Origin of the sequence: Rhizobium sp. Root708, from assembly GCF_001429725.1 — a bacterium.
Taxonomy (GTDB): Bacteria; Pseudomonadota; Alphaproteobacteria; order Rhizobiales; family Rhizobiaceae; genus Rhizobium.
This window is the reverse complement of record NZ_LMHV01000003.1, coordinates 43,596-64,255: the sequence shown is the minus strand read 5'-3', so window position 1 is coordinate 64,255 and position 20,660 is coordinate 43,596. Positions and strand designations below refer to the sequence as shown.

Annotated in this window: 21 protein-coding genes; 17 read left to right on the top strand and 4 right to left on the bottom strand. The window is 61.8% G+C overall.

Translation table 11 applies throughout. The features are described from left to right. Positions 1-2 precede the first annotated feature (2 nt). The 6 genes from livM to ASE04_RS03460 all read left to right on the top strand — a co-directional run bounded on the left by livM (position 3) and on the right by ASE04_RS03460 (position 5,722). Positions 3-1,394 carry a high-affinity branched-chain amino acid ABC transporter permease LivM gene (livM, locus tag ASE04_RS03485; protein WP_056812069.1) on the top strand — a complete coding sequence of 464 codons (1,392 nt, stop codon included), beginning with the start codon at positions 3-5 and terminating at the stop codon, positions 1,392-1,394. Beyond that, complete coding sequence (locus ASE04_RS03480) at positions 1,394-2,269, top strand: ABC transporter ATP-binding protein (protein ID WP_056812066.1); 876 nt, start codon at positions 1,394-1,396, stop codon at positions 2,267-2,269. Before livM ends, ASE04_RS03480 begins: the two co-directional genes overlap by 1 nt. After that, positions 2,269-2,997, top strand: coding sequence for an ABC transporter ATP-binding protein (locus ASE04_RS03475; RefSeq protein ID WP_056812063.1), 729 nt, complete (start codon positions 2,269-2,271; stop codon positions 2,995-2,997). Before ASE04_RS03480 ends, ASE04_RS03475 begins: the two co-directional genes overlap by 1 nt. 24 nt (positions 2,998-3,021) lie before the next feature. After that, positions 3,022-3,375, top strand: coding sequence for a DUF6867 family protein (locus tag ASE04_RS03470; RefSeq protein ID WP_056812060.1), 354 nt, complete (start codon positions 3,022-3,024; stop codon positions 3,373-3,375). Between the two features lie 121 nt (positions 3,376-3,496). Next, positions 3,497-4,618, top strand: coding sequence for a branched-chain amino acid ABC transporter substrate-binding protein (locus ASE04_RS03465; protein WP_056812057.1), 1,122 nt, complete (start codon positions 3,497-3,499; stop codon positions 4,616-4,618). Positions 4,619-4,750: 132 nt separating this feature from the next. Beyond that, positions 4,751-5,722, top strand: a complete 972-nt coding sequence (locus ASE04_RS03460) for a 2-hydroxyacid dehydrogenase (protein WP_056812379.1) — start codon at positions 4,751-4,753, stop codon at positions 5,720-5,722. A 6-nt stretch (positions 5,723-5,728) separates the two neighbouring features. On the opposite strand, the gene ASE04_RS03455 is transcribed toward ASE04_RS03460, so the two are convergent. The 4 genes from ASE04_RS03455 to ASE04_RS03440 form a co-directional block, all read right to left on the bottom strand. Beyond that, a complete protein-coding gene (locus ASE04_RS03455) occupies positions 5,729-6,913 on the bottom strand; it encodes an acyltransferase family protein (RefSeq protein ID WP_056812052.1) in 1,185 nt (394 codons plus the stop codon). A gap of 105 nt (positions 6,914-7,018) precedes the next feature. Next, complete coding sequence (locus ASE04_RS03450) at positions 7,019-7,372, bottom strand: GNAT family N-acetyltransferase (protein WP_244490325.1); 354 nt, start codon at positions 7,370-7,372, stop codon at positions 7,019-7,021. 89 nt (positions 7,373-7,461) lie between these two features. Continuing rightward, the gene (locus ASE04_RS03445) at positions 7,462-8,376 is read right to left on the bottom strand and encodes a response regulator transcription factor (RefSeq protein WP_056812047.1); all 915 of its coding nucleotides are present in this window, start codon (positions 8,374-8,376) and stop codon (positions 7,462-7,464) included. Then, on the bottom strand, positions 8,369-11,755 hold the full coding sequence (locus tag ASE04_RS03440) for a hybrid sensor histidine kinase/response regulator (protein ID WP_056812045.1): 3,387 nt from the start codon (positions 11,753-11,755) through the stop codon (positions 8,369-8,371). The genes ASE04_RS03445 and ASE04_RS03440 overlap by 8 nt, the downstream gene beginning before the upstream one ends. A 217-nt stretch (positions 11,756-11,972) precedes the next feature. Here ASE04_RS03440 and urtA point away from each other — a divergent pair, with 217 nt between their 5' ends. From urtA to ASE04_RS03385, 11 genes are all read left to right on the top strand, one after another. Then, the gene (urtA, locus tag ASE04_RS03435; RefSeq protein ID WP_018897094.1) at positions 11,973-13,265 is read left to right on the top strand and encodes an urea ABC transporter substrate-binding protein; all 1,293 of its coding nucleotides are present in this window, start codon (positions 11,973-11,975) and stop codon (positions 13,263-13,265) included. 182 nt (positions 13,266-13,447) lie between these two features. Further along, on the top strand, positions 13,448-15,067 hold the full coding sequence (gene urtB / locus ASE04_RS03430; protein WP_056812042.1) for an urea ABC transporter permease subunit UrtB: 1,620 nt from the start codon (positions 13,448-13,450) through the stop codon (positions 15,065-15,067). After that, the gene (urtC, locus tag ASE04_RS03425) at positions 15,064-16,227 is read left to right on the top strand and encodes an urea ABC transporter permease subunit UrtC (RefSeq protein WP_056812039.1); all 1,164 of its coding nucleotides are present in this window, start codon (positions 15,064-15,066) and stop codon (positions 16,225-16,227) included. The genes urtB and urtC overlap by 4 nt, the downstream gene beginning before the upstream one ends. A 5-nt stretch (positions 16,228-16,232) precedes the next feature. After that, positions 16,233-16,988, top strand: a complete 756-nt coding sequence (urtD, locus tag ASE04_RS03420; protein ID WP_056812036.1) for an urea ABC transporter ATP-binding protein UrtD — start codon at positions 16,233-16,235, stop codon at positions 16,986-16,988. Position 16,989: 1 nt separating this feature from the next. Continuing rightward, entirely contained in the window at positions 16,990-17,685 is a 696-nt protein-coding gene (urtE, locus tag ASE04_RS03415) for an urea ABC transporter ATP-binding subunit UrtE (protein ID WP_056812032.1), read from the top strand. Between the two features lie 178 nt (positions 17,686-17,863). Further along, positions 17,864-18,685: an urease accessory protein UreD gene (locus ASE04_RS03410; protein WP_056812028.1), complete on the top strand. Its 822-nt coding sequence runs from the start codon at positions 17,864-17,866 to the stop codon at positions 18,683-18,685. 20 nt (positions 18,686-18,705) lie between these two features. Next, positions 18,706-19,008, top strand: coding sequence for an urease subunit gamma (locus ASE04_RS03405; RefSeq protein ID WP_003561955.1), 303 nt, complete (start codon positions 18,706-18,708; stop codon positions 19,006-19,008). Between the two features lie 7 nt (positions 19,009-19,015). Then, entirely contained in the window at positions 19,016-19,270 is a 255-nt protein-coding gene (locus ASE04_RS03400; RefSeq protein ID WP_056812024.1) for a DUF1272 domain-containing protein, read from the top strand. A 10-nt stretch (positions 19,271-19,280) separates the two neighbouring features. Then, on the top strand, positions 19,281-19,586 hold the full coding sequence (locus ASE04_RS03395; protein ID WP_056812021.1) for an urease subunit beta: 306 nt from the start codon (positions 19,281-19,283) through the stop codon (positions 19,584-19,586). 21 nt (positions 19,587-19,607) lie between these two features. Then, positions 19,608-20,018 carry a lysozyme inhibitor LprI family protein gene (locus ASE04_RS03390; RefSeq protein ID WP_056812018.1) on the top strand — a complete coding sequence of 137 codons (411 nt, stop codon included), beginning with the start codon at positions 19,608-19,610 and terminating at the stop codon, positions 20,016-20,018. A gap of 16 nt (positions 20,019-20,034) precedes the next feature. Next, positions 20,035-20,658, top strand: a complete 624-nt coding sequence (locus ASE04_RS03385) for a hypothetical protein (RefSeq protein ID WP_056812376.1) — start codon at positions 20,035-20,037, stop codon at positions 20,656-20,658. Positions 20,659-20,660: the final 2 nt, after the last annotated feature.

The following is a 20,660-nucleotide window of genomic DNA, read 5'->3' as shown; positions in this document are numbered from 1 at the left end:
TCATGGCAAATGTTGGAAACTCCGCTGGCAAGCCCGCACCCGGACTTGTCCAGACGGGTATTAAAGAAGCTTTGTTCGCAGCTGTCATCGCGTTCGGCATGTTCGTGCTCTACGTCGGTTTGAAAACAGACCAGAACATCAATAACGAACTCATCATCGTGCAGCGCTGGGGATTGCTTGCAATCTTCGTCGCGATCGCAGCGGTCGGCCGCTTCGTCATCGTCGTTTTCCTGCGGCCGCACCTGGATGCGCGCAAGCTCAAGAAGGCGAGAAGCGGAGAGCTCGACATCTCCACCGACAAGGGCTTTTTCCACAGGCATTTCCTGAAAATCGGGCTTGTCGCGCTCCTGGTTTATCCGATCGTCGTTGTTTCGCTCGTCGGTGCGCAGGGATCGCTGAAATATGTCGACAACTTCGGCATTCAGATCCTGATCTACGTGATGCTGGCCTGGGGCCTCAACATCGTCGTCGGTCTCGCCGGTCTTCTCGATCTCGGATATGTCGCGTTCTACGCTGTGGGCGCCTATTCCTATGCGCTGCTGTCGAGCTATTTCGGCCTGTCCTTCTGGGTTCTGCTGCCGCTCTCGGGTATCTTTGCCGCCTTGTGGGGCATCATTCTCGGCTTCCCAGTCCTGCGTCTGCGCGGCGACTACCTGGCGATCGTGACGCTTGCGTTCGGTGAAATCATCCGTCTCGTTCTCATCAACTGGACGGACGTCACAAAAGGCACGTTCGGAGTCTCGGGCATTCCGAAGGCGACGCTGTTCGGCATTCCCTTCGATGCCAGCCCGCATGGCTTTGCCAAGCTTTTCCACCTGCCGATGTCCTCGGCCTACTACAAGATCTTCCTCTTCTATCTCATCCTGGCGCTTTGCCTGCTGACGGCCTACGTCACGATCCGCCTTCGCCGCATGCCCATCGGGCGTGCATGGGAAGCGCTGCGTGAAGATGAAATCGCGTGCCGTTCGCTCGGTATCAACACCGTCACCACCAAGCTTACCGCTTTCGCTACCGGTGCCATGTTCGGTGGCTTCGCCGGATCCTTCTTCGCCGCACGCCAGGGCTTCGTTTCGCCCGAGTCCTTCGTGTTCCTGGAATCGGCTGTCATTCTTGCGATCGTCGTTCTCGGTGGCATGGGCTCGCTGACGGGTATCGCGGTTGCCGCGATCGTGATGGTCGGCGGCACGGAACTGCTGCGCGAGATGGACTTCCTGAAGGCGGTCTTCGGTCCTGACTTCACGCCGGAACTCTATCGCATGCTGCTCTTCGGTCTGGCGATGGTTATCGTCATGCTGATCAAGCCGCGCGGCTTCGTCGGCTCGCGAGAACCGACGGCCTTCCTGAAGGAACGCAAGGCAATTTCCGGAAGCTTCACCAAGGAGGGTCACGGTTGATGAGCCCTCAGGACACCACCATGACCACCGATACCTTGCTCAGGGTCGAGCATCTGTCGATGAAGTTCGGCGGCCTCATGGCCATCAACGACTTCTCGTTCGAAGCGAAGCGCGGCGACATCACCGCACTGATCGGCCCGAACGGTGCCGGAAAGACGACCGTGTTCAACTGCATCACCGGCTTCTACAAGCCGACGATGGGAATGATCACGCTGCACCAGAAGACCGGCAAGGAATACCTGCTCGAACGGCTTCCGGATTTCCGCATCACGCGGGAAGCCAAGGTCGCCCGTACGTTCCAGAACATCCGTCTTTTCTCCGGTCTCACGGTTCTCGAAAACCTGCTCGTCGCGCAGCACAACAAGCTGATGAAGGCGTCCGGCTACACGATCCTCGGCCTTCTCGGCATCGGCTCATATCGGGCCGAGGCGAAGAACGCGATCGAACTGGCGCGTCATTGGCTGGAGAAGGCCGATCTGATCGATCGCGCCGATGATCCGGCGGGCGATCTGCCCTACGGCGCGCAGCGCCGCCTCGAGATCGCGCGCGCCATGTGCACGGAGCCGGAACTTCTTTGCCTGGACGAGCCGGCAGCCGGTCTCAATCCGCGTGAATCGGCGTCGCTGAACATGTTGTTGCGCAGCATCCGCGCCGATAGCGGCACGTCGATCCTGCTGATCGAACACGACATGTCTGTCGTCATGGAAATTTCCGACCACGTGGTGGTGCTGGAATACGGCCAGAAGATTTCCGACGGCACGCCGGAGCACGTCAAGAACGATCCGAGGGTCATCGCGGCCTATCTCGGTGTCGAGGATGAGGAAGTGGAACAAGTGATTGCAGCCGTCGAGAACCTCGAAGGAGGCTCCAACTGATGACCGGTCAGCCACTTCTTAAAGTTCAGGGTGTCGAAACCTACTACGGCAACATTCGTGCGCTGGCAGGCATCGACGTCGAAGTCCATCAGGGTGAAATCGTCAGTCTGATCGGCGCAAACGGCGCCGGCAAGTCGACGCTTATGATGACGATCTGCGGAAGCCCGCAGGCGCGTACCGGCGCCGTGGTCTTCGAAGGCCGTGATATCACTCGGATGCCGACGCACGAGATCGCGCGGCTGCGCATCGCTCAGTCGCCCGAGGGACGCCGTATCTTTCCGCGCATGACGGTCATGGAAAACCTCCAGATGGGGGCCGGGCTCGACGACCTCAAATACTTCAAGGAAGACGTCGAGAAGATCTTTGTGATGTTCCCGCGTCTCAAGGAGCGCCAGTCGCAGCGCGGCGGCACGCTTTCGGGCGGTGAGCAGCAGATGCTGTCGATTGGCCGTGCGCTGATGGCGCGTCCGAAGCTGCTGCTTCTCGACGAGCCCTCTCTTGGTCTTGCGCCGCTTATCGTCAAAGGCATCTTCGAGGCGATCAAGAAGCTCAACAAGGAAGAAGGGCTGACCGTCTTCCTCGTCGAGCAGAACGCCTTTGCGGCGCTGCGCCTGTCCGACCGCGCCTATGTCATGGTGAACGGCAAGGTCACGATGTCCGGCTCCGGCCAGGAACTTCTTGCCAACCCCGAAGTTCGCGCCGCCTATCTCGAAGGCGGACGACATTGAGCATGACGAAGAGGAGACTTTGATATGCAGGGACTTTTCTTTGAAGGCGATACCGGCGTTCGCAGCGTCATCCGCCTCGTCGTCGTTCTCATCGGCTTCTGGACTGCATGGCGCGCCGGTCGCGCCGCAGCCGACGGCTGGAGCGAGTACCCTCTGGTGATCGCCTATACGCTTTTGCTGGGAGTCGCGATGCAGTTTCTGCATCACGCGCTCTTCGACGGGCCGTTTCTCAGCCCCTTCTACTACGTCATCGACGTAGTGCTTCTTTTGATCTTCTCGACGGCCGGCTACCGCTATCGCCGCACCAACCAGATGGTCAATAACTACTACTGGCTATACGAAAAGACGTCCCCCTTCTCCTGGAAGGCAAAACATTGACAGCCGGTTGAAACTAGGGACAGATTGCCCCTTGGAGTGGAACAAGTTTCCTGGCGCAGTAAGGTGGGTACTGCGTCGGGTTCGTGGAACGGAACCCGCTAAAAAAATTGGGAGTAACAGAATGAGAAAGTCTCTCCTGTCGGCTGTAGCTCTGACGGCGATGGTCGCCTTCAGCGGCAACGCTTGGGCCGACATTATCGTGGGCGTCGCTGGTCCGCTGACCGGCCCGAACGCCGCTTTCGGTGCGCAGCTCCAGAAGGGCGCTGAGCAGGCCGCTGCCGACCTCAATGCCGCTGGCGGCATCAACGGCGAGCAGATCAAGGTCGTGCTCGGCGACGACGTCTCCGACCCGAAGCAGGGCATCTCGGTCGCCAACAAGTTCGCAGCTGACGGCGTCAAGTTCGTCATCGGCCACTTCAACTCGGGTGTTTCGATCCCGGCTTCCGAAGTCTACGCTGAAAACGGCATCCTCGAAATCACGCCGGCTGCTACCAACCCGCAGTTCACCGAGCGTGGCCTGTGGAACACGTTCCGTACCTGCGGACGTGACGACCAGCAGGGCGCAATCGCCGGCAAGTATCTTGCCGACCACTTCAAGGACGCCAAGATCGCTGTCGTTCACGACAAGACGCCTTACGGCCAGGGTCTCGCTGACGAAACCAAGAAGGCTCTGAACGCTGCTGGTTCGACCGAAGTTCTCTACGAAGGCATCAATGTCGGCGACAAGGACTTCTCGGCCCTCATCGCGAAGATGAAGGAAGCCGGCGTTTCGATCATCTACTGGGGTGGTCTCCACACCGAAGCTGGTCTGATCATCCGTCAGGCTGCTGACCAGGGCCTCAAGGCTACGCTGGTTTCCGGTGACGGTATCGTTTCGAACGAACTGGCATCGATCGCTGGCGACGCGGTTGCCGGTACGCTGAACACCTTCGGCCCCGATCCGACACTGAACCCGGCCAACAAGGACCTCGTTGCGAAGTTCAAGGCTGCCGGCTTCAACCCGGAAGCCTACACGCTGTACTCCTACTCTGCGATGCAGGCGATTGCCGGCGCTGCCAAGGCAGCTGGCTCGACGGACGCAGAAGCCGTTGCAGCCGCATTGAAGGCAAAGGGCCCGTTCCCGACCGCTCTCGGCGATATCTCCTTCGACGAGAAGGGCGACCCGAAGCTTCCTGGCTACATCATGTACGAGTGGAAGAAGGGCGAAGACGGCAAGTACGGCTACTTCCCGAAGGCTGACTAAGCCATATCGCTAAATGCATAGATCGAAGCCCGGCCAACCGCCGGGCTTCTTTTTTTGGAGAAGGTCGCTCTTTCGCTTGCCTCGGTTCGTTGCCTGTCGCATCGTCCGGCCGCCAACATACAAGGAGTCGACATGTCTCGTCCGACGATACTTCTTACCCGGCGCTGGCCGGCTGCCATCGAGGCGGTGCTCGCTGAACGTTTCGATGCAACGTTCAATGTCGATGATCAGCCGATGACGCCGGAAGCGATCTCCCAGGCGGTGCAACGGTATGACGGGATTCTGCCGACAGTCTCCGACAAGCTGCCTGCAGCCGTCTTTGCGGGTGGCGACATCAGAACGAAGATCCTTGGCAATTTCGGTGTCGGCTTCAATCATATCGACGTTGCGGCTGCAAAAAGCCACGGTATCGTCGTTACGAATACGCCTGGCGTTCTTACCGACTGCACCGCCGATATCGCCATGCTGCTGCTTCTGTCGGTGGCGCGTCGTGCCGGAGAGGGCGAACGACAGATACGGGCCGGCGAATGGCATGGCTGGTGCCCGACCCACATGATCGGCACGAAGGTCTCAGGAAAGACCGTCGGCATCATCGGCTTTGGGCGGATCGGCAAGGCCTTTGCCCAGCGTTGCCATTTCGGCTTCGGCATGGACGTTGTTTTCTATAACCGGTCGCCCGTGGATCCCGCCGAGGCCAGCCGATACGGCGCCCGTCAGCTTCCGACAGTCGAGGACGTGCTTGGCGCTGCCGATTTCGTCTCGCTGCATTGCCCGGGTGGTGCCGAGAACAGGCATCTGATGAACGCCGAGCGCCTTGCTGCCATGAAGCCAGGCGCATTCCTCATCAACACCGCCCGTGGCGACGTCGTCGATGAGGCCGCCTTGGCCACCGCGTTGAAGAACGGCGTTATCCGGGGCGCCGGGCTCGATGTCTATGAGGCGGAGCCGCAGGTGCCGGAGACGCTGCGGGCGTTGGAGAACGTCGTTCTTCTGCCGCATCTCGGCAGCGCCACCGAAGAAACACGGACGGCCATGGGGATGAAAGTCGTCGACAACATCACGGCCTTCTTTGACGGCAAGGAACCGCCGGACCAGGTAGCCTGACCCCCTCTATCGCTCGGCGCCGACGGTCTTGCGCTCGCCCGATGGGTTTCGCGGCTTGGCCTCGAGGCCGACGAGCAGGCGTGCGGGGCCGGGGATGAGGTCCACGGCGACGGCGAAAAGCACGGAGAGAACGAAGGTCGCGGCGGCGACGATCAGGAAGCTCGGCATTGCCTCCAGGCCGAGCGGGAGCACATAATAGAGCGCGCCGACGATCACCGTCTGGTGGATGATGTAGAGCGGGAAGACCAGACGGTTGACCGTGACCAGTCGTGCGTCCGGCTGATTGAAATGACGGGCGGCGAAGCCGATCAGGGTCAGGATCATCGACCAGGCGAGCAGGAAGATCGCGGCCTTGAAGAGCGGCGTTTCATCGGCATAGCTGCCGATGGCTCGTTCGGCAGGGGCAAGCCAGGCGAAGGCGTAGAGGAACACGGTGACGGCCAGCGCGATTGCCGCGCTCAGATAGCGGTTGGCGATGATCGGCTCGATCTGGCTGCGATGATTGCGAGCGACGAGGAAGCCGAGGCCGAACCAGCTTGCCCAGACTGCGAACCATGCGCCGTCATTGTAGAGGGCATTGGTTTCCTTGGGGTAGAACGGCGACAGGGAGAGGTTCAGCAGCAGCGGCAGCAGGAAGAACAGGTAGATCATACCGGTCTTCGCGACGCGTTCGAACCAGGCCATGATCGCGTTTCCTGTCCGGCTGAGATAGAGAAAGATCGGGTAGCAGATCACCGACATCACGAGCAGGTAGGCGACGAACCACATGTGCGCCCAGGTGAAGTTGCCGGTCGGATAGCGGCCCTCGGTGAAATAGCGCGTCAGCCAGAATGTCAGCAGCGAGCCGTCATAGCCGTCCTCGTACATGCGCTCGTACCAGACCTGTGGCACGACAAGGACGGCCATGGCGAAGAGCAAGGGGACGAGCAGGCGGATCGTGCGCTTGCGCAGGAAGGCAAGGCTGGAATCGGAGCGGAAGGAGAAGGCCGCCCCCATGCCCGAGACGAAGAACAGTAGCGCCAGCCGCCAGGCGCGCGGGAATTCCATGATCAGCGACAGCGCGGGGCTGGTGCGATCGCTATGGATCAGCCAGCCCATATCGGTGAAGAAGGCCGCCGAGGAGTGATAGAGGATCAGGATCGCGAAGGCGGAAATCCGCAGCCGGTCCACATAATAAAGCCTGTCCTTCATGACCTGCCGGATATCATCTTGATGCCATTCCCATTGAGAGGGGTGCGCAATTCTATCGCGCCAGGCTTTAAAAATGTCTGTCCGTGCCTCGCAACGTGCGGCGCGCTAGATTTCGAGTTCGAAGAGCAGCTCGTTGTCCTGCACGCCGATCAGCTGCCAACCGGCCCTGCGATAGATGTGCTCTGCCTGGGTTCCGGAATCTGTGGTCAGCCATATGCGGGTGAAACCGGCATCCTTGAGGGTCGCGCAGGCCCTGTCGAGCAGCGCCCGCCCGATACCACGACCGGCAGCCGCGTTATCGACGAATAAAGCCCAGATGTAGCCGTTTCGTGGGTCGGCGGCGGAAAAGCCGCTGATGTCGCCGTCCTCTTGCCAAACCCACAATCCGGGATTGGCAATGAACCACCGGATATCCGCGATCGTCACCTTGGACGGATCGGAAAGCCGGTTTTCCTGCACCTCGGCTCGAATCTGGACGACGCGCGGGATATCTGCGTCTGTGGCTCTGCGGAGCCCTCATTGCCCTGGCCATCTGTGCCCAAGCCAACCTACGTCTCATGCAGAACGTGGGCTGCCTTGACGGCCGCAGAGGCGCGGTTTTCGACGCCGAGCTTCACGTAGATCTGTTCAAGATGCTTGTTCACCGTCCTTGCCGACAGCCCGAGAATTTCACCGATATCCCGGTTCGCCTTGCCCTTGGCGATCCAGAGCAGCACTTCAGATTCGCGGTGGGTGAGCGCGAAACTCTGGCGCAACGTCTCGTCGTCGGGACGGCGGTTGTTCGCCGTCAGCCGGAAAAGATACTCGTCGGGACCGATCGTGCCGAGAAAGGCGAGGCCAAGGACATCCTTGCCTTCGTGAGAAACCGAGATCGAGCCGTCGGTCGTGGGGGAGGCGGAGCGCTTCTTCATCCATTCCGCAATCCGACCGGCCACGACGTCAAGGCTGTCGTCACCATGAAGCGCCGTGTTGATCAGCCTCGTTGCCTGCGGGGTCGACCAGTGGATTTCGCCATCACCTTTCACGGCAAGCAGGTGCCGGCCGGCGGCATCCAGCGCCACGCGGGCGCTTTGCGTGGACCGGGCATTGCGGAGATGAACGCCGATGCGGGCGCGCAGTTCGTCGATGTTGATCGGCTTGGTGAGGTAGTCGACGCCGCCCGACTCCAGCGCATGCACGACATGCTCCGTTTCCGTCAGTCCGGTCATGAAGATGACAGGGATCTGGCTGATCGCCGGGTTCGCCTTCAGTCTCCGGCAAGTCTCGAAGCCGTCCATCGAGGGCATGATGGCGTCGAGAAGGATCAGATCAGGCGTGATCCGCTCGACGATCCCAAGGGCCGCGGTACCCGAGGTCGCGATCAGCACCGAGAAGCCCGATTGCTCCAAAGCGTCGGTCAGAAACCCCAGCGCTTCCGGTGAGTCATCCACCAGCAGGACGATATCGCGGGGATGTTCAGCCAAGGGTCTCTACCTTTTCATCGAAGCGGTGCAGGAAGTTCGCGGCACCATCGAGATCGAAGGCACCGACGTAAGAGCGCAGTTCGTCCGTAAATGGCTGATTTGCCTCTGATTTGGCAAGGTCGGCCAGTTTCGCTTCGATGCCCCTGATATAGCCGATTTCCGCGAGGCGCAGCAGTTCCTGCACATGCGCGGCGCCGGGGCTGCGCATTTGCCGCTCCGGCTTTGAAATGGGAAGGGCCGTGGGCTCGGCGTAGAGCCATTTCAGGCCGAGGTGCAGGGCGAGCTTGTCGCGCAGGCGGCGGATGTCGACGGGCTTGCCGATGGCGTCGGTGTGGCTGTCGTCACTGTCGCTGTGGGCGACGGCGTCGCCGATGTTGGCTGAAAGCATGACCATGGGTGCCGTCTGGCCCGCTTCGCGCAGCCGCGAGACCAGTTGCCAGCCGTTCATTCCCGGCATCAGGATGTCGACGAGGAAGAGATCGGGCTGGATGCCTTCGATCAGCGTCAGGCAATCCGTGCCGCTGGCCGCCGTCAGTACGATGAAATCGAGCGGCACGAGGATTTCGCGCATCATCTCGCGGTGGTCCTCATTGTCGTCGACGACGACGATGGTGCGGCGCGGGCCGTCATAGCTGACGATCTTTTTCTCCTGTGGCGGTGCTGCGATCTCGCGCAGCACGGCCGAGAGCATCAGGCGCACCTTGAAGGTCGAGCCCTTGTCCTTCTCGCTGGTCACCGAAATTTCGCCGCCGAGCGTGTTGGTCAGAAGCTGGGTGATGGTGAGGCCAAGGCCGAGGCCGGGCATGGGGCGGATACTGTCGGCCTCGCCGCGCTGGAAGGGTTCGTAGATGCGGCTCAGGTCCTTCTCGGCGATACCGCGGCCGGTGTCCGTCACGGTGAAGGTTGCGACCTGGCTGCGATAGGCGACGTCGAAGGTGACGGTTCCCTCGTCGGTGAACTTTATGGCGTTGGACAATAGGTTGACGAGGATCTGGCGCAGGCGCTTCTCGTCGGTGCGCACGAACTGGGGCAGGGCGGGCGCGCGCTGGTGGTTGAAGGTCAGGCCCTTGGCGAGCGCCTGCGGCCGGAACATGTCGATGATCTGGTCGAGGAAATCCTGGATGTTGATCTCGTTGGAATAGACCTGCAGGCGGCCGGCCTCGATCTTGGAGATATCGAGCAGGCCGTCGATCAGGCCGGAGAGATGTTCGGCCGAGCGGCGGATGACCTTGATCGAGGATTGGCGCGGCGTCGGGATGGTCTCATCGCGCTCGAGGATCTGGGCGTAGCCGAGCACGGCGTTGAGCGGCGTGCGCAGCTCGTGGCTAAGGCCGACGACGTAGCGGCTCTTGGCGCGGTTGGCGGCCTCGGCGGTCTCCTTGGCGGCCTGCAGTGCGGCGTCGGTCTTCTTGTGGGCGGCGATTTCCTTGAGAAGCAGGGTGTTCTGGCGCGAGGATTCTTCCTCGGCGACGACGCGGCTGTCATGCGCCAGCACATAGAACCAGCAGACGACGCCGGCGATGACGGCGAAGACGAAGAAGACGATCAGGATCGTGCCGTTGACGACTTCTGCAGTCTCCGGCGAGGCCGCGGACACTTGATGCGCGATCATCGCCAGGATGGCGCCGACAGCGGTCAGCGCCAGGATGACGGCGATGCCGTAGCGGCCGAGGCGGGTGGTGAGCTTCTGGACGATGGTTTCGGGCAGGACAGCCTTGGCGACATAGCCGACCTGCGCGTTCAGATGCGCATTGGGCTTGCACATGTCGTGGCAGCGGCTGTCGAGCGAACAGCAGAGCGAGCAGATCGGCGCGGCATAGGCGGGACACCAGGCCATGTCTTCCGGCTCGAACGGGTGTTCGCAGACCGAGCAGGTGATGTTGGTCAGGTTCTTCCAGCTCTGGCGCGGCTTGCGGGCAAGGTAGAACTTGCCCTTGGTGGCCCAGGCAATCGTGGGCGAGGCGACGAGGGCGACGATGAGGGTGATGTAGGGTGCCAGCGACGCAGCGATCGTGCCGAAGACGCCGAAATGGGCGATGAGTGCGATGGTCGCCGAAAGCGTCATGGCGCCGAGGCCGACGGGGTTGATGTCGTAGAGATGGGCGCGCTTGAACTCGATGCCGGGAGGGGCGAGGCCGAGCGGCTTGTTGATGAAGAGATCGGCCGAGATCGTGCAGAGCCATGCCATCGCGATGATCGAGAAGATGCCGAGCGTTTCCTCGAGCAGCTTGTAGATGCCGAGCTCCATCAGCAGCAGCGCGATTGCCACGTTGAAGACCAGCCAGATGACGCGGCCGGGGTGGCTGTGGGTGAGGCGGGAGAAGAAGTTCGACCAGGCCAGCGAGCCGGCATAGGCGTTCATGACGTTGATCTTCAACTGCGAGACCATGACGAAGGCGGCCATCAGCAGGAGGGCGGCGTTGTGCCAGGGGATCATGTAGCCGAAGGCAGTGAGGTACATCTGCGCCGGATCGGCGGCGCGGTCGGCGGGGACGCCGGAGGCGAAGGTCAGGACGACGAGGAAGGAGCCGGCCAGCAGCTTCGGTGCGCCGATGATCACCCAGCCGGGACCGGCGAGGAAGACGGCGAGGCGGTGGCGCCACTTGGTCTGCTTTTCCGGAGGCAGGAAGCGCAGGAAGTCGGCCTGTTCGCCGATCTGCGACATCAGCGCCAGGATGACGGCTGACGCCGCGCCGAACTCGACGAGATCGAAGGGGGCGATGGTGCCGGGTGGGCCTGAGGCATGGCGGATGCCCGAGAAGGCGCGCCAGAGGTCGAACTTCTCCCAGTCCATCACCGCGATGAAGAGGAAGGGCAGGATGTTGAGGACGATCCAGAAGGGCTGCGTCAGAAGCTGGAAGCGACTGATCAGCCGGACGCCGTGGGTGACGAGCGGGATGACCATAACGGCGCTGATGATGTAGCCGATCCAGAGCGGTATGCCGAGCGTCAGCTCCAGCGCGCCGGACATGATCGAGGCCTCGATCGCAAACAGCATGAAGGTGAAGCTGGCATAGATCAGCGAGGTGATGGTCGAGCCGATATAGCCGAAGCTCGCGCCGCGGGTCAGAAGGTCGATGTCGACGCCGTGGCGGATGGCGTAGCGGCTGATCGGCAGGCCGATGGCGAGCATGGCGATCGAGGCGACGATGATGGCGTAGAAGGCGTTGGTGGTGCCGTAGGAGAGCGTGATCGCGCCGCCGATCGCCTCCAGCGCCAGGAAGGAAATGGCGCCGATCGCCGTCTGCGAGATGCGCTGCGAGGAGAACTGCCGGGCGCTCTTGGCGGTGAAGCGCAGCGCATAGTCTTCCAGCGTCTGGTTGGCGACCCAGCGATTATATTCGCGCCTGACCGGAATAATGCGTTGCCGCGCTGCCATGCCCGTGATCGGCCCCTTCGTTCCCTTTGTCATCCGTTGGTAACATGGAACAGTGCGGGGCTTAAGAGTGCGGTGCAACGCAAAACTGCACATTTCGCCCCGTCACCTACGTCATTTCGCGTATACGCTTTCGCAGTGCAGCACCGGATAGTCCCTTAAGCAACAGTTAATCGCCGTTTCAGGCCTGTTGTCGGAACAAGAAGAGGGGATCAACCAGATGAATCTGCGATCATATGTTTCCGGTGCCGTGCTCGGCGCCGTCATGTCGGCCACGGCCGCATTCCATGGAGCCGTTGCGGCTGACGACACCATCAAGGTCGGCGTTCTGCATTCGCTGTCCGGCACGATGGCGATCTCCGAAACGACGCTGAAAGACGCCATGCTGATGCTCATCGACGAGCAGAACAAGAAGGGCGGCCTTCTCGGCAAGAAGCTCGAAGCCGTCGTCGTCGATCCGGCTTCCGACTGGCCGCTGTTTGCCGAAAAGGCACGCGAGCTGATCGAAAAGGACAAGGTCGCGGCCGTCTTCGGTTGCTGGACGTCCTCGTCGCGCAAGTCGGTCCTGCCGGTTTTCGAAGAGCTCAACTCCATCCTGTTCTACCCGGTTCAGTATGAAGGCGAAGAGTCCTCGCGCAACATCTTCTACACGGGTGCTGCTCCGAACCAGCAGGCGATCCCGGCTGTCGACTACCTGATGGAAAAGGAAGGCGTTAAGCGCTTCGTTCTCGAAGGCACCGACTACGTTTATCCGCGCACGACCAACAAGATCCTGGAAGCCTACCTGATCTCGAAGGGCATTCCGAAGGAAGACATCATCGTCAACTACACGCCGTTCGGCTTCTCCGACTGGCAGACGGAAGTCTCCAAGATCAAGGAATTCGGCGCCTCCGGCAAGAAGACCGCCGTCGTCTCCACCATCAACGGTGACGCCAACGTTCCGTTCTACAAGGAACTCGGCAACCAGGGCGTCAAGGCAACCGACATTCCTGTTGTCGCCTTCTCGGTCGGCGAAGAAGAGCTTGCCGGTCTCGACACCAAGCCGCTCGTCGGCCACCTCGCTGCCTGGAACTACTTCGAGTCGGTCGAAAGCCCGGCCAACAAGAAGTTCATCAAGGAATGGCATGCCTACACCAAGAACGACAAGCGCGTGACCAACGACCCGATGGAAGCCGCCTATATCGGCTTCAACGCATGGGTTAAGGCGGTCCAGGCTGCCGGCACGACCGACACGGACAAGGTTCTCGACACGATCATCGGCACCACGGTTCCGAACCTCTCGGGCGGCTACGCAACCGTCATGCCGAACCACCACATCACCAAGCCGGTGCTGATCGGTGAAATCCAGGCGAACGGCCAGTTCGAAATCGTCCAGCAGACCCCTGCTGTCGTCGGCGACGAATGGTCGGACTTCCTGCCTGACTCCAAGGACCTGATCTCCGATTGGCGCAAGCCCATGAACTGCGGCAACTTCAACGTTGCCACTGGCAAGTGCGGCGGCAAGGGCTCCTGAGTGCTGACCACCCCGTCACTCTGACGCCTGAAGACTTCCGCCCGGTCTCTCCTGTCCGGGCGGAAGGTCCATCTCCGAAGCGCGGCCTTTAGGCTTCGGACGGCAACGGATTGCTGAATTAAGGCCCTGATTTTTCTTCCCGATTGCGCCGGAAGGCCAACGATAACCGAGGCAGAAAGCCGATGTATCGCGCCATCAAGATTTTGCTTTTGACCTTGTGCCTGGCCCTGCCGGCATTCGCCACGGCGCTGAAGGCGCAGGAAGATATCCACGCGCTTGTCGACGCGCTCGGCGTCGGCGATTTCCCGGAACGCGAGGTCGCCATCAAGGCGCTGGTCGCATCCGGCGATGCCCATGTCAGCCAGATCCTGCAGCAGCTCAGCGACGGCCAGCTTTACGTGAATTCGGAAAGCGGTGGCCCGGTTCTGCTTCAGGGCGGAACGGAGGACGAGCCGACCTTTTCAGATCCGATCAGCGGCGAAGCCGTCGCCGATATCGATGCGGACTACATGTCCAAGGTAAGGATCAACAATTCGCTGCGCGGCGTCATCGCCTCGGCCATGAGCCAGCTGACGCTGCTCTCTCCCGATCGCGGCGCCCGGCTTGCGGCTGCCCAGGGGCTGCTGCGCGATGCCGATCTCGCCAATCTCGAACTTCTGAACTCTGCGCTTGCCGCTGAGAAGGACGGCGAGGTCAAGGAGACGATGGAAGCCGCCCGCGCTGTGATGGTGCTGAAGAGCGATGTCGGCGCCGAAGACAAGAAGGCCGCCATCGACACGATCGCCGCCCGCGGCGGCCGCAACGCGCTGACGATCCTGACGACAGCAATGGCGACCGCGCCTGACGAACTCAAGGGCGAAATCCAGACGCATATCAACACGATCAACCGCAGCCTGGCGCTCTGGGACGTGGTGCAGAACGTCTGGTACGGCCTGTCGCTCGGCTCGGTGCTGCTGCTTGCCGCCATCGGCCTTGCGATCACCTTCGGCGTCATGGGCGTCATCAACATGGCGCATGGCGAGATGGTGATGATCGGCGCCTACACGACCTATGTGGTGCAGCAGTATATCGCTTCGACTTTCCCCGGCCTCGAAGTCTATTCGCTGGCCTTCGCCGTGCCCGCCGCCTTCATCTTCACCGGCTTCGTCGGCCTCGTCATCGAACGCACCGTGATCCGCTATCTCTACGGTCGTCCGCTGGAAACGCTGCTTGCCACCTGGGGCGTCTCGCTCATCCTGCAGCAGGCGGTGCGCTCGATCTTCGGGCCGACCAACCGCGAAGTGCGCAATCCAAGCTGGATGTCGGGCGCGTTCGAACTTGGCGGTCTGTCGATCACCTGGAACCGCCTGTGGATCATCGTCTTCTCGATGGCGGTGTTCGTGACGCTGCTCATGCTGCTCAAGCGTTCCGCCTTCGGCTTGCAGATGCGCGCCGTCACGCAGAACCGGCGCATGGCGTCGTCGATGGGCATCCGCACCGGCTGGGTCGATGCCTTCACCTTCGCGCTCGGCTCCGGCATCGCCGGCATGGCGGGCGTGGCGCTCAGCCAGATCGATAACGTCTCGCCCAATCTCGGCCAGAGCTACATCATCGACAGCTTCATGGTCGTGGTGTTCGGCGGCGTCGGCAATCTGTGGGGCACACTGGTGGGCGCGCTGTCGCTCGGCGTCGTCAACAAGTTCCTCGAGCCTTTCGCCGGCGCCGTGCTCGGCAAGATCCTGGTGCTCGTCCTCATCATTCTCTTCATCCAGAAGCGGCCGCGTGGGCTCTTCGCACTCAAAGGAAGGGCGGTGGAAGCATGATTACGGCCTTCCTTCTCCGGTCTCTCGATCGCAAGATCATCGTTGCGCTCTTCATCCTGCTGGCGCTCGCCGTGCTGGTGCCGGTCCTGAATCTGATGACGCCGGCATCAAGCCCGCTGCACATCCCGACCTACATCATGTCGCTGTTCGGCAAGTATCTCACCTATGCGCTTCTGGCGCTGGCGCTCGATCTCGTCTGGGGTTTCTGCGGCATTCTCTCGCTTGGCCATGGCGCCTTCTTCGCGCTCGGCGGCTATGCGATGGGCATGTATCTGATGCGCCAGATCGGCACCCGCGGCAGCTACGGCGACCCCATCCTGCCCGATTTCATGGTGTTCCTGAACTACAAGGCGCTGCCATGGTTCTGGTACGGGTTCAACCACTTCTGGTTCGCGGCGCTGATGGTGCTCGTCGTCCCCGGGCTGCTCGCCTTCGTGTTCGGCTGGTTCGCCTTCCGCAGCCGCGTCAACGGCGTCTATCTGTCGATCATCACCCAGGCGATGACCTATGCCCTGCTGCTCGCCTTCTTCCGCAACGACATGGGCTTCGGCGGCAACAACGGCCTGACCGATTTCAAGGACATCATCGGCTACAACATCCAGGCCGACGGCACCCGCGCCGCCCTGTTCGCCGCCACCGCGATCTTCCTGGCGCTGTCGCTGCTGATCGCATCCGCCATCGTGCGCTCGAAGTTCGGCAAGGTGCTGGTCGGGGTGCGCGATGCGGAAAGCCGCACACGCTTCCTCGGCTACCGCGTCGAGCACTTCAAGCTCTTCACCTTCGTCGTCTCGGCGATGATGGCGGGGATTGCCGGTGCGCTCTACGTGCCGCAGGTCGGCATCATCAATCCGGGCGAATTCGCGCCGGCCAACTCGATCGAAGTCGTCATCTGGACGGCGGTCGGCGGTCGCTCGACGCTGATCGGGCCGATCATCGGCGCCATCCTCGTCAATGGCGGCAAGACGATCTTCACCGGCCTGTTTCCAGAATTCTGGCTGTTTGCGCTGGGCGGCCTGTTCGTTGCGGTCACTGTGTTTCTGCCGAAGGGCATCGTCGGCACGATCGGGCCGTATCTGAGCAAGCGCAAGTCTGCATCAAGCGATACGCCGTCCGCCAGCCGGGAAGACGGTGTCGATGCGAAAATCCAGGCTGCGGAGTGAGCGCCATGATCCCTGACGTCAAACCCAGCAGCGTTCTCTACCTCAACAACGTCTCCGTCTCCTTCGATGGCTTCAAGGCGCTGAACGCGCTGTCGATCGTCATCGAGCCGGGGGAACTCCGCGCCATCATCGGCCCGAACGGCGCCGGCAAGACGACGATGATGGACATCATCACCGGCAAGACTAGACCGGATGCCGGCGAAGTATTCTTCAATGGGCAGACCGATCTCACCAAGCTCGACGAGGCCGACATCGCCCAGCTCGGCATCGGCCGCAAGTTCCAGAAGCCGACGGTGTTCGAGAGCCATACGGTGTGGGACAACATCGAGCTGGCGCTGAACCGCAAGCGCGGGGTGTTTCCGACGCTGTTCTACCGGCTGTCATCGGAGGATCGGGCGCGTATCGACGAGATTCTCGCGACGGTGCGCCTGACGCATCGACGCGACGATCTGGCGGCCAATCTCAGCCATGGGCAGAAGCAATGGCTGGAGATCGGCATGCTCTTGGCGCAGGAGCCGAAGTTGTTGCTGGTCGACGAGCCGGTGGCCGGGATGACGGATGCGGAGACGGCGGAGACGGCGATCCTGTTGAAGGAGATCGCCAGGACGCGGTCTGTCGTCGTCGTCGAGCACGATATGGGCTTTATTCGCGACCTTGGGGTGAAGGTGACGTGTCTCGCCGAAGGCTCGGTGCTGGCCGAGGGGTCGATTGATTTTGTGAGCTCCGATCCGAAGGTGATCGAAAACTATCTGGGGCGGTAAGATGCTGACAGTCGAAAACGCAAACCTCCACTACGGCGCGGCGCAGGCGTTGCGCGGCATCTCGCTGAAGGCCGAGATGGGCACGATCACCTGCGTGCTCGGCCGCAACGGTGTGGGCAAGAGCTCGCTGCTGCGCGCCGTCACCGGCCAGCACCCGCTGTCATCGGGCACGGTGACGTTCAACGACACCAGGCTCAACGGGCTGGCGCCCTATGCGCGGGCCAAGCAGGGCATCGGCTACGTGCCGCAGGGGCGCGAGATCTTTCCATTGCTGACGGTAAAGGAGAATCTCGAGACCGGTTTTGCCCCGCTATCGCGCCGCGACAAGAATATCCCCGACGACATCTTCAGCCTGTTTCCCGTGCTGCAGACGATGCTCGGGCGGCGCGGTGGCGATCTCTCGGGTGGGCAGCAGCAGCAGCTGGCGATTGGTCGGGCGATGGTGACGCGGCCGAAGATCCTCGTGCTCGACGAGCCGACCGAGGGCATCCAGCCGTCGATCATCAAGGATATCGGCCGGGCGATCCGCTATCTGCGCGACAGTACCGGCATGGCGATCCTGCTGGTCGAGCAGTATCTCGATTTTTGCCGCGAGCTTGCCGATTACGTCTACATCATGGATCGCGGCGAGATCGTGCATGAGGGGCTGGCGGAGACGCTGGATACGCCCGAGGCGCGGCGGCATCTCACTGTCTGATAGCAGTGTCTATCTGTTGGGCAGATGCTGCTTTCCTCGGCAATCCCTAAGGGGCTTTGCTGTCGCGGGTCCGCTCGTTCAGAGCTCTAGGCACGGCATGGGAATTGCTTGCTTTCTGCAAGTTGATGACTTCAATGAAAACGGCCGGGTCAACCGGCGTGCGTTGGAAAGGGACGGAATGACGAACGCGGCGGCCGCCACGAGACCGCAGAGGGCCGAGGGGCGCGGGCATCTGGCAGCGAAGACGCTCGACGGGCGTACGCGCCTGCAGGAGCTCTACCAGGAGGGAGCGGCCAAGATCCGGCTTCCGGATACGTTCGATTCCTCCATGGAAGCCGTCATCATCAATACCGCGGGCGGCCTCACCGGCGGCGACCGGATGAACTGGAGCGTTGCGGCTGGTCCGGGCACCCGCATCGACGTGACCACCCAGGCCTGCGAGAAGATCTACAAGGCATCCGCCGGAACGGCCGAGGTCACCACCAGCATTTCCGTCGGCGCGAACGCGCGGGTGGACTGGCTGCCGCAGGAAACCATTCTCTTCGATCGTTCGTCGCTGTTTCGCCGGCTCGACGTCGATCTCGATGACGATGCCGAATTCCTGGCGGTCGAGGCCATCCTGCTTGGCCGCAAGGCAATGGGAGAGGCGGTGGAAACCGGCCTCTTTCGTGACCGCTGGCGCATCCGCAAGGCAGGCAGGCTATGTCATGCCGAGGACCTGCAACTGCAGGGCAATGTTTCAGCGCTTGCCGGCGCCGATGCCGTACTATCAGGCAACGTCGCGTTTGCGACGTTGCTGTATGTCGGGCCGCGGGCCGAAGCCTACCTTGGCGCAGTACGGCCGTTGCTCGAAGGCCATATGGGCGGCGCCAGCAGCTGGGCCGGCAAGATCGTCGTGCGCCTTTCTGCGCCTGATGGTTTTGCGCTCAGAAAAATTCTCATCCCGATCATTTCGACCTTGCGCAATGGAGCGCCGGTACCGAAAGTCTGGAATCTCTAGATCAAGCAGATGGATGCACGATGAACCTCACACCGAGAGAAAAAGACAAGCTGTTGATTTCGATGGCGGCGATGGTCGCGCGGCGGCGGCTGGAGCGGGGCGTGAAGCTCAACTATCCGGAGGCGATCGCGCTGATTTCCGACTTCGTCGTCGAGGGCGCGCGTGACGGGCGTCCAGTCGCCGAGCTGATGGAGGCCGGCGCCCATGTCATCGGCCGTGACCAGGTGATGGAAGGCATCGCGGAGATGATCCATGACGTGCAGGTCGAGGCGACCTTTCCCGATGGCACCAAGCTGGTGACCGTCCACGAACCGATCCGCTGAGGTCGCGATGCTGGAGCTGCGACCCAATTGCGAATGCTGCGACAAGGACCTGCCGCCTGACAGTTCGGAAGCGATGATCTGCACCTTCGAGTGCACGTTCTGCGCCGATTGTGTCGCCGATGTCCTCGGCGGCGTCTGCCCGAATTGCGGCGGTGAACTCGTGCGTCGCCCGGTGCGTCCGGCTGAAAAGCTTGCCAAATATCCCGCATCGACAAAGCGCGTTCTGAAGGCCGAGGGCTGCGCGCCCATCAAGGCCGCGTGAGGAGAAAATCATGATTCCAGGAGAAATCATTGCCGCAAGCGGCGACATCGAGCTGAACGTCGGCGCGCCGACGATAACGCTCGACGTCTCGAACACCGGCGATCGCCCGGTGCAGGTCGGCAGCCACTATCATTTCGCGGAAACCAACGCCGGTCTGTCGTTCGACCGGGATAAGGCGCAGGGGATGCGGCTCGATATCCCGGCCGGCACGGCCGTCCGCTTCGAGCCCGGCCAGACGCGTTCGGTGACCCTCATTCCGCTTTCCGGCAAGCGCGAGGTCTATGGCTTCCGGCAGCTCGTCATGGGTAAGCTCTAAGAAGGGATCGGGGAGGAAACGATGCGCGCGACCCTATATCTCCTGGCGGCCGGTGTCGGCACGTTCATTGCCTTTGGCTCCAATGCGCAAGATGTGGATTGCAGCAATCCCGTGACGCAGACCGACATGACGGCCTGCGAGCAGGATCGTCAGGAAACCGCCGACAAGGCACTGAACGTACAATACAAGATCACCCGTGCGGCGCTTGCAGCGGTCGACGAGGATCTCGACGACGATATGCGCGGTGCCGAAGAGGCGCTGGTGAAGGCGCAGCGCGCCTGGGTGAATTTTCGCGATGCGGAGTGCGAAGCGGCTGGCTTCCAGGCGCGCGGCGGCACGATGGAACCGATGCTGGTTGCCGGCTGCATCGCCGAGCTGACGGACGAGCGCACCAAGCAGCTCAAGGACCTCGCAGAGACGATGGGCAACTGACATGGCTGACAGGATCATGATCGTCGGCAACGGAGAGATCGGCGCGAATGCGGCGGCGGCTGTGGCAGAGGCTACCTTCGTAATCCGCTTCAACGAATGCCGGTCCTATGAGGCGAGCCCGGGCCGCACCGATGTCGTCGCGGTCTGCAATACCGGACGGCCGGGCAAGGCAATGGTCGCCTCGCAGGCGTGGCGCGAGCATCCCGGAGTGCGCGAGGCCGCGGCGATCTGGAGCGTGCGCGATCCCCGGAAGTTTGCCGAGCTGAAGGCGCCGCTCGCCGTGTCGCATCCCGAACTCGACGATTTCTGCGACGACTACACGAGTCAATTCAACGTGTTCTGTGCCGACGCTGGCAAGACGCATGTGGTCGTTGACCAAGCGATTCATGACGCAGTGGACGCGGCACTCGCGGTCTACCAGCCAGCGCCTTACGTCGTGCCGAGCAGCGGCATGATCGTGATTGCCGAGGTGATGAACAGATTTCCCGAGGCGACCATCGATCTTGCGGGCTTCGGCCACGCGGGGTGGGAATGGCATCCCTTCGCTGCCGAGCGGCAACTTGTCGATTTTTATGTCGCCAACGGCCGCGTGACCCGGCTGCCGGCGACCGCATCCCTTTCTTCCTCCCAAGGAGCCTGACA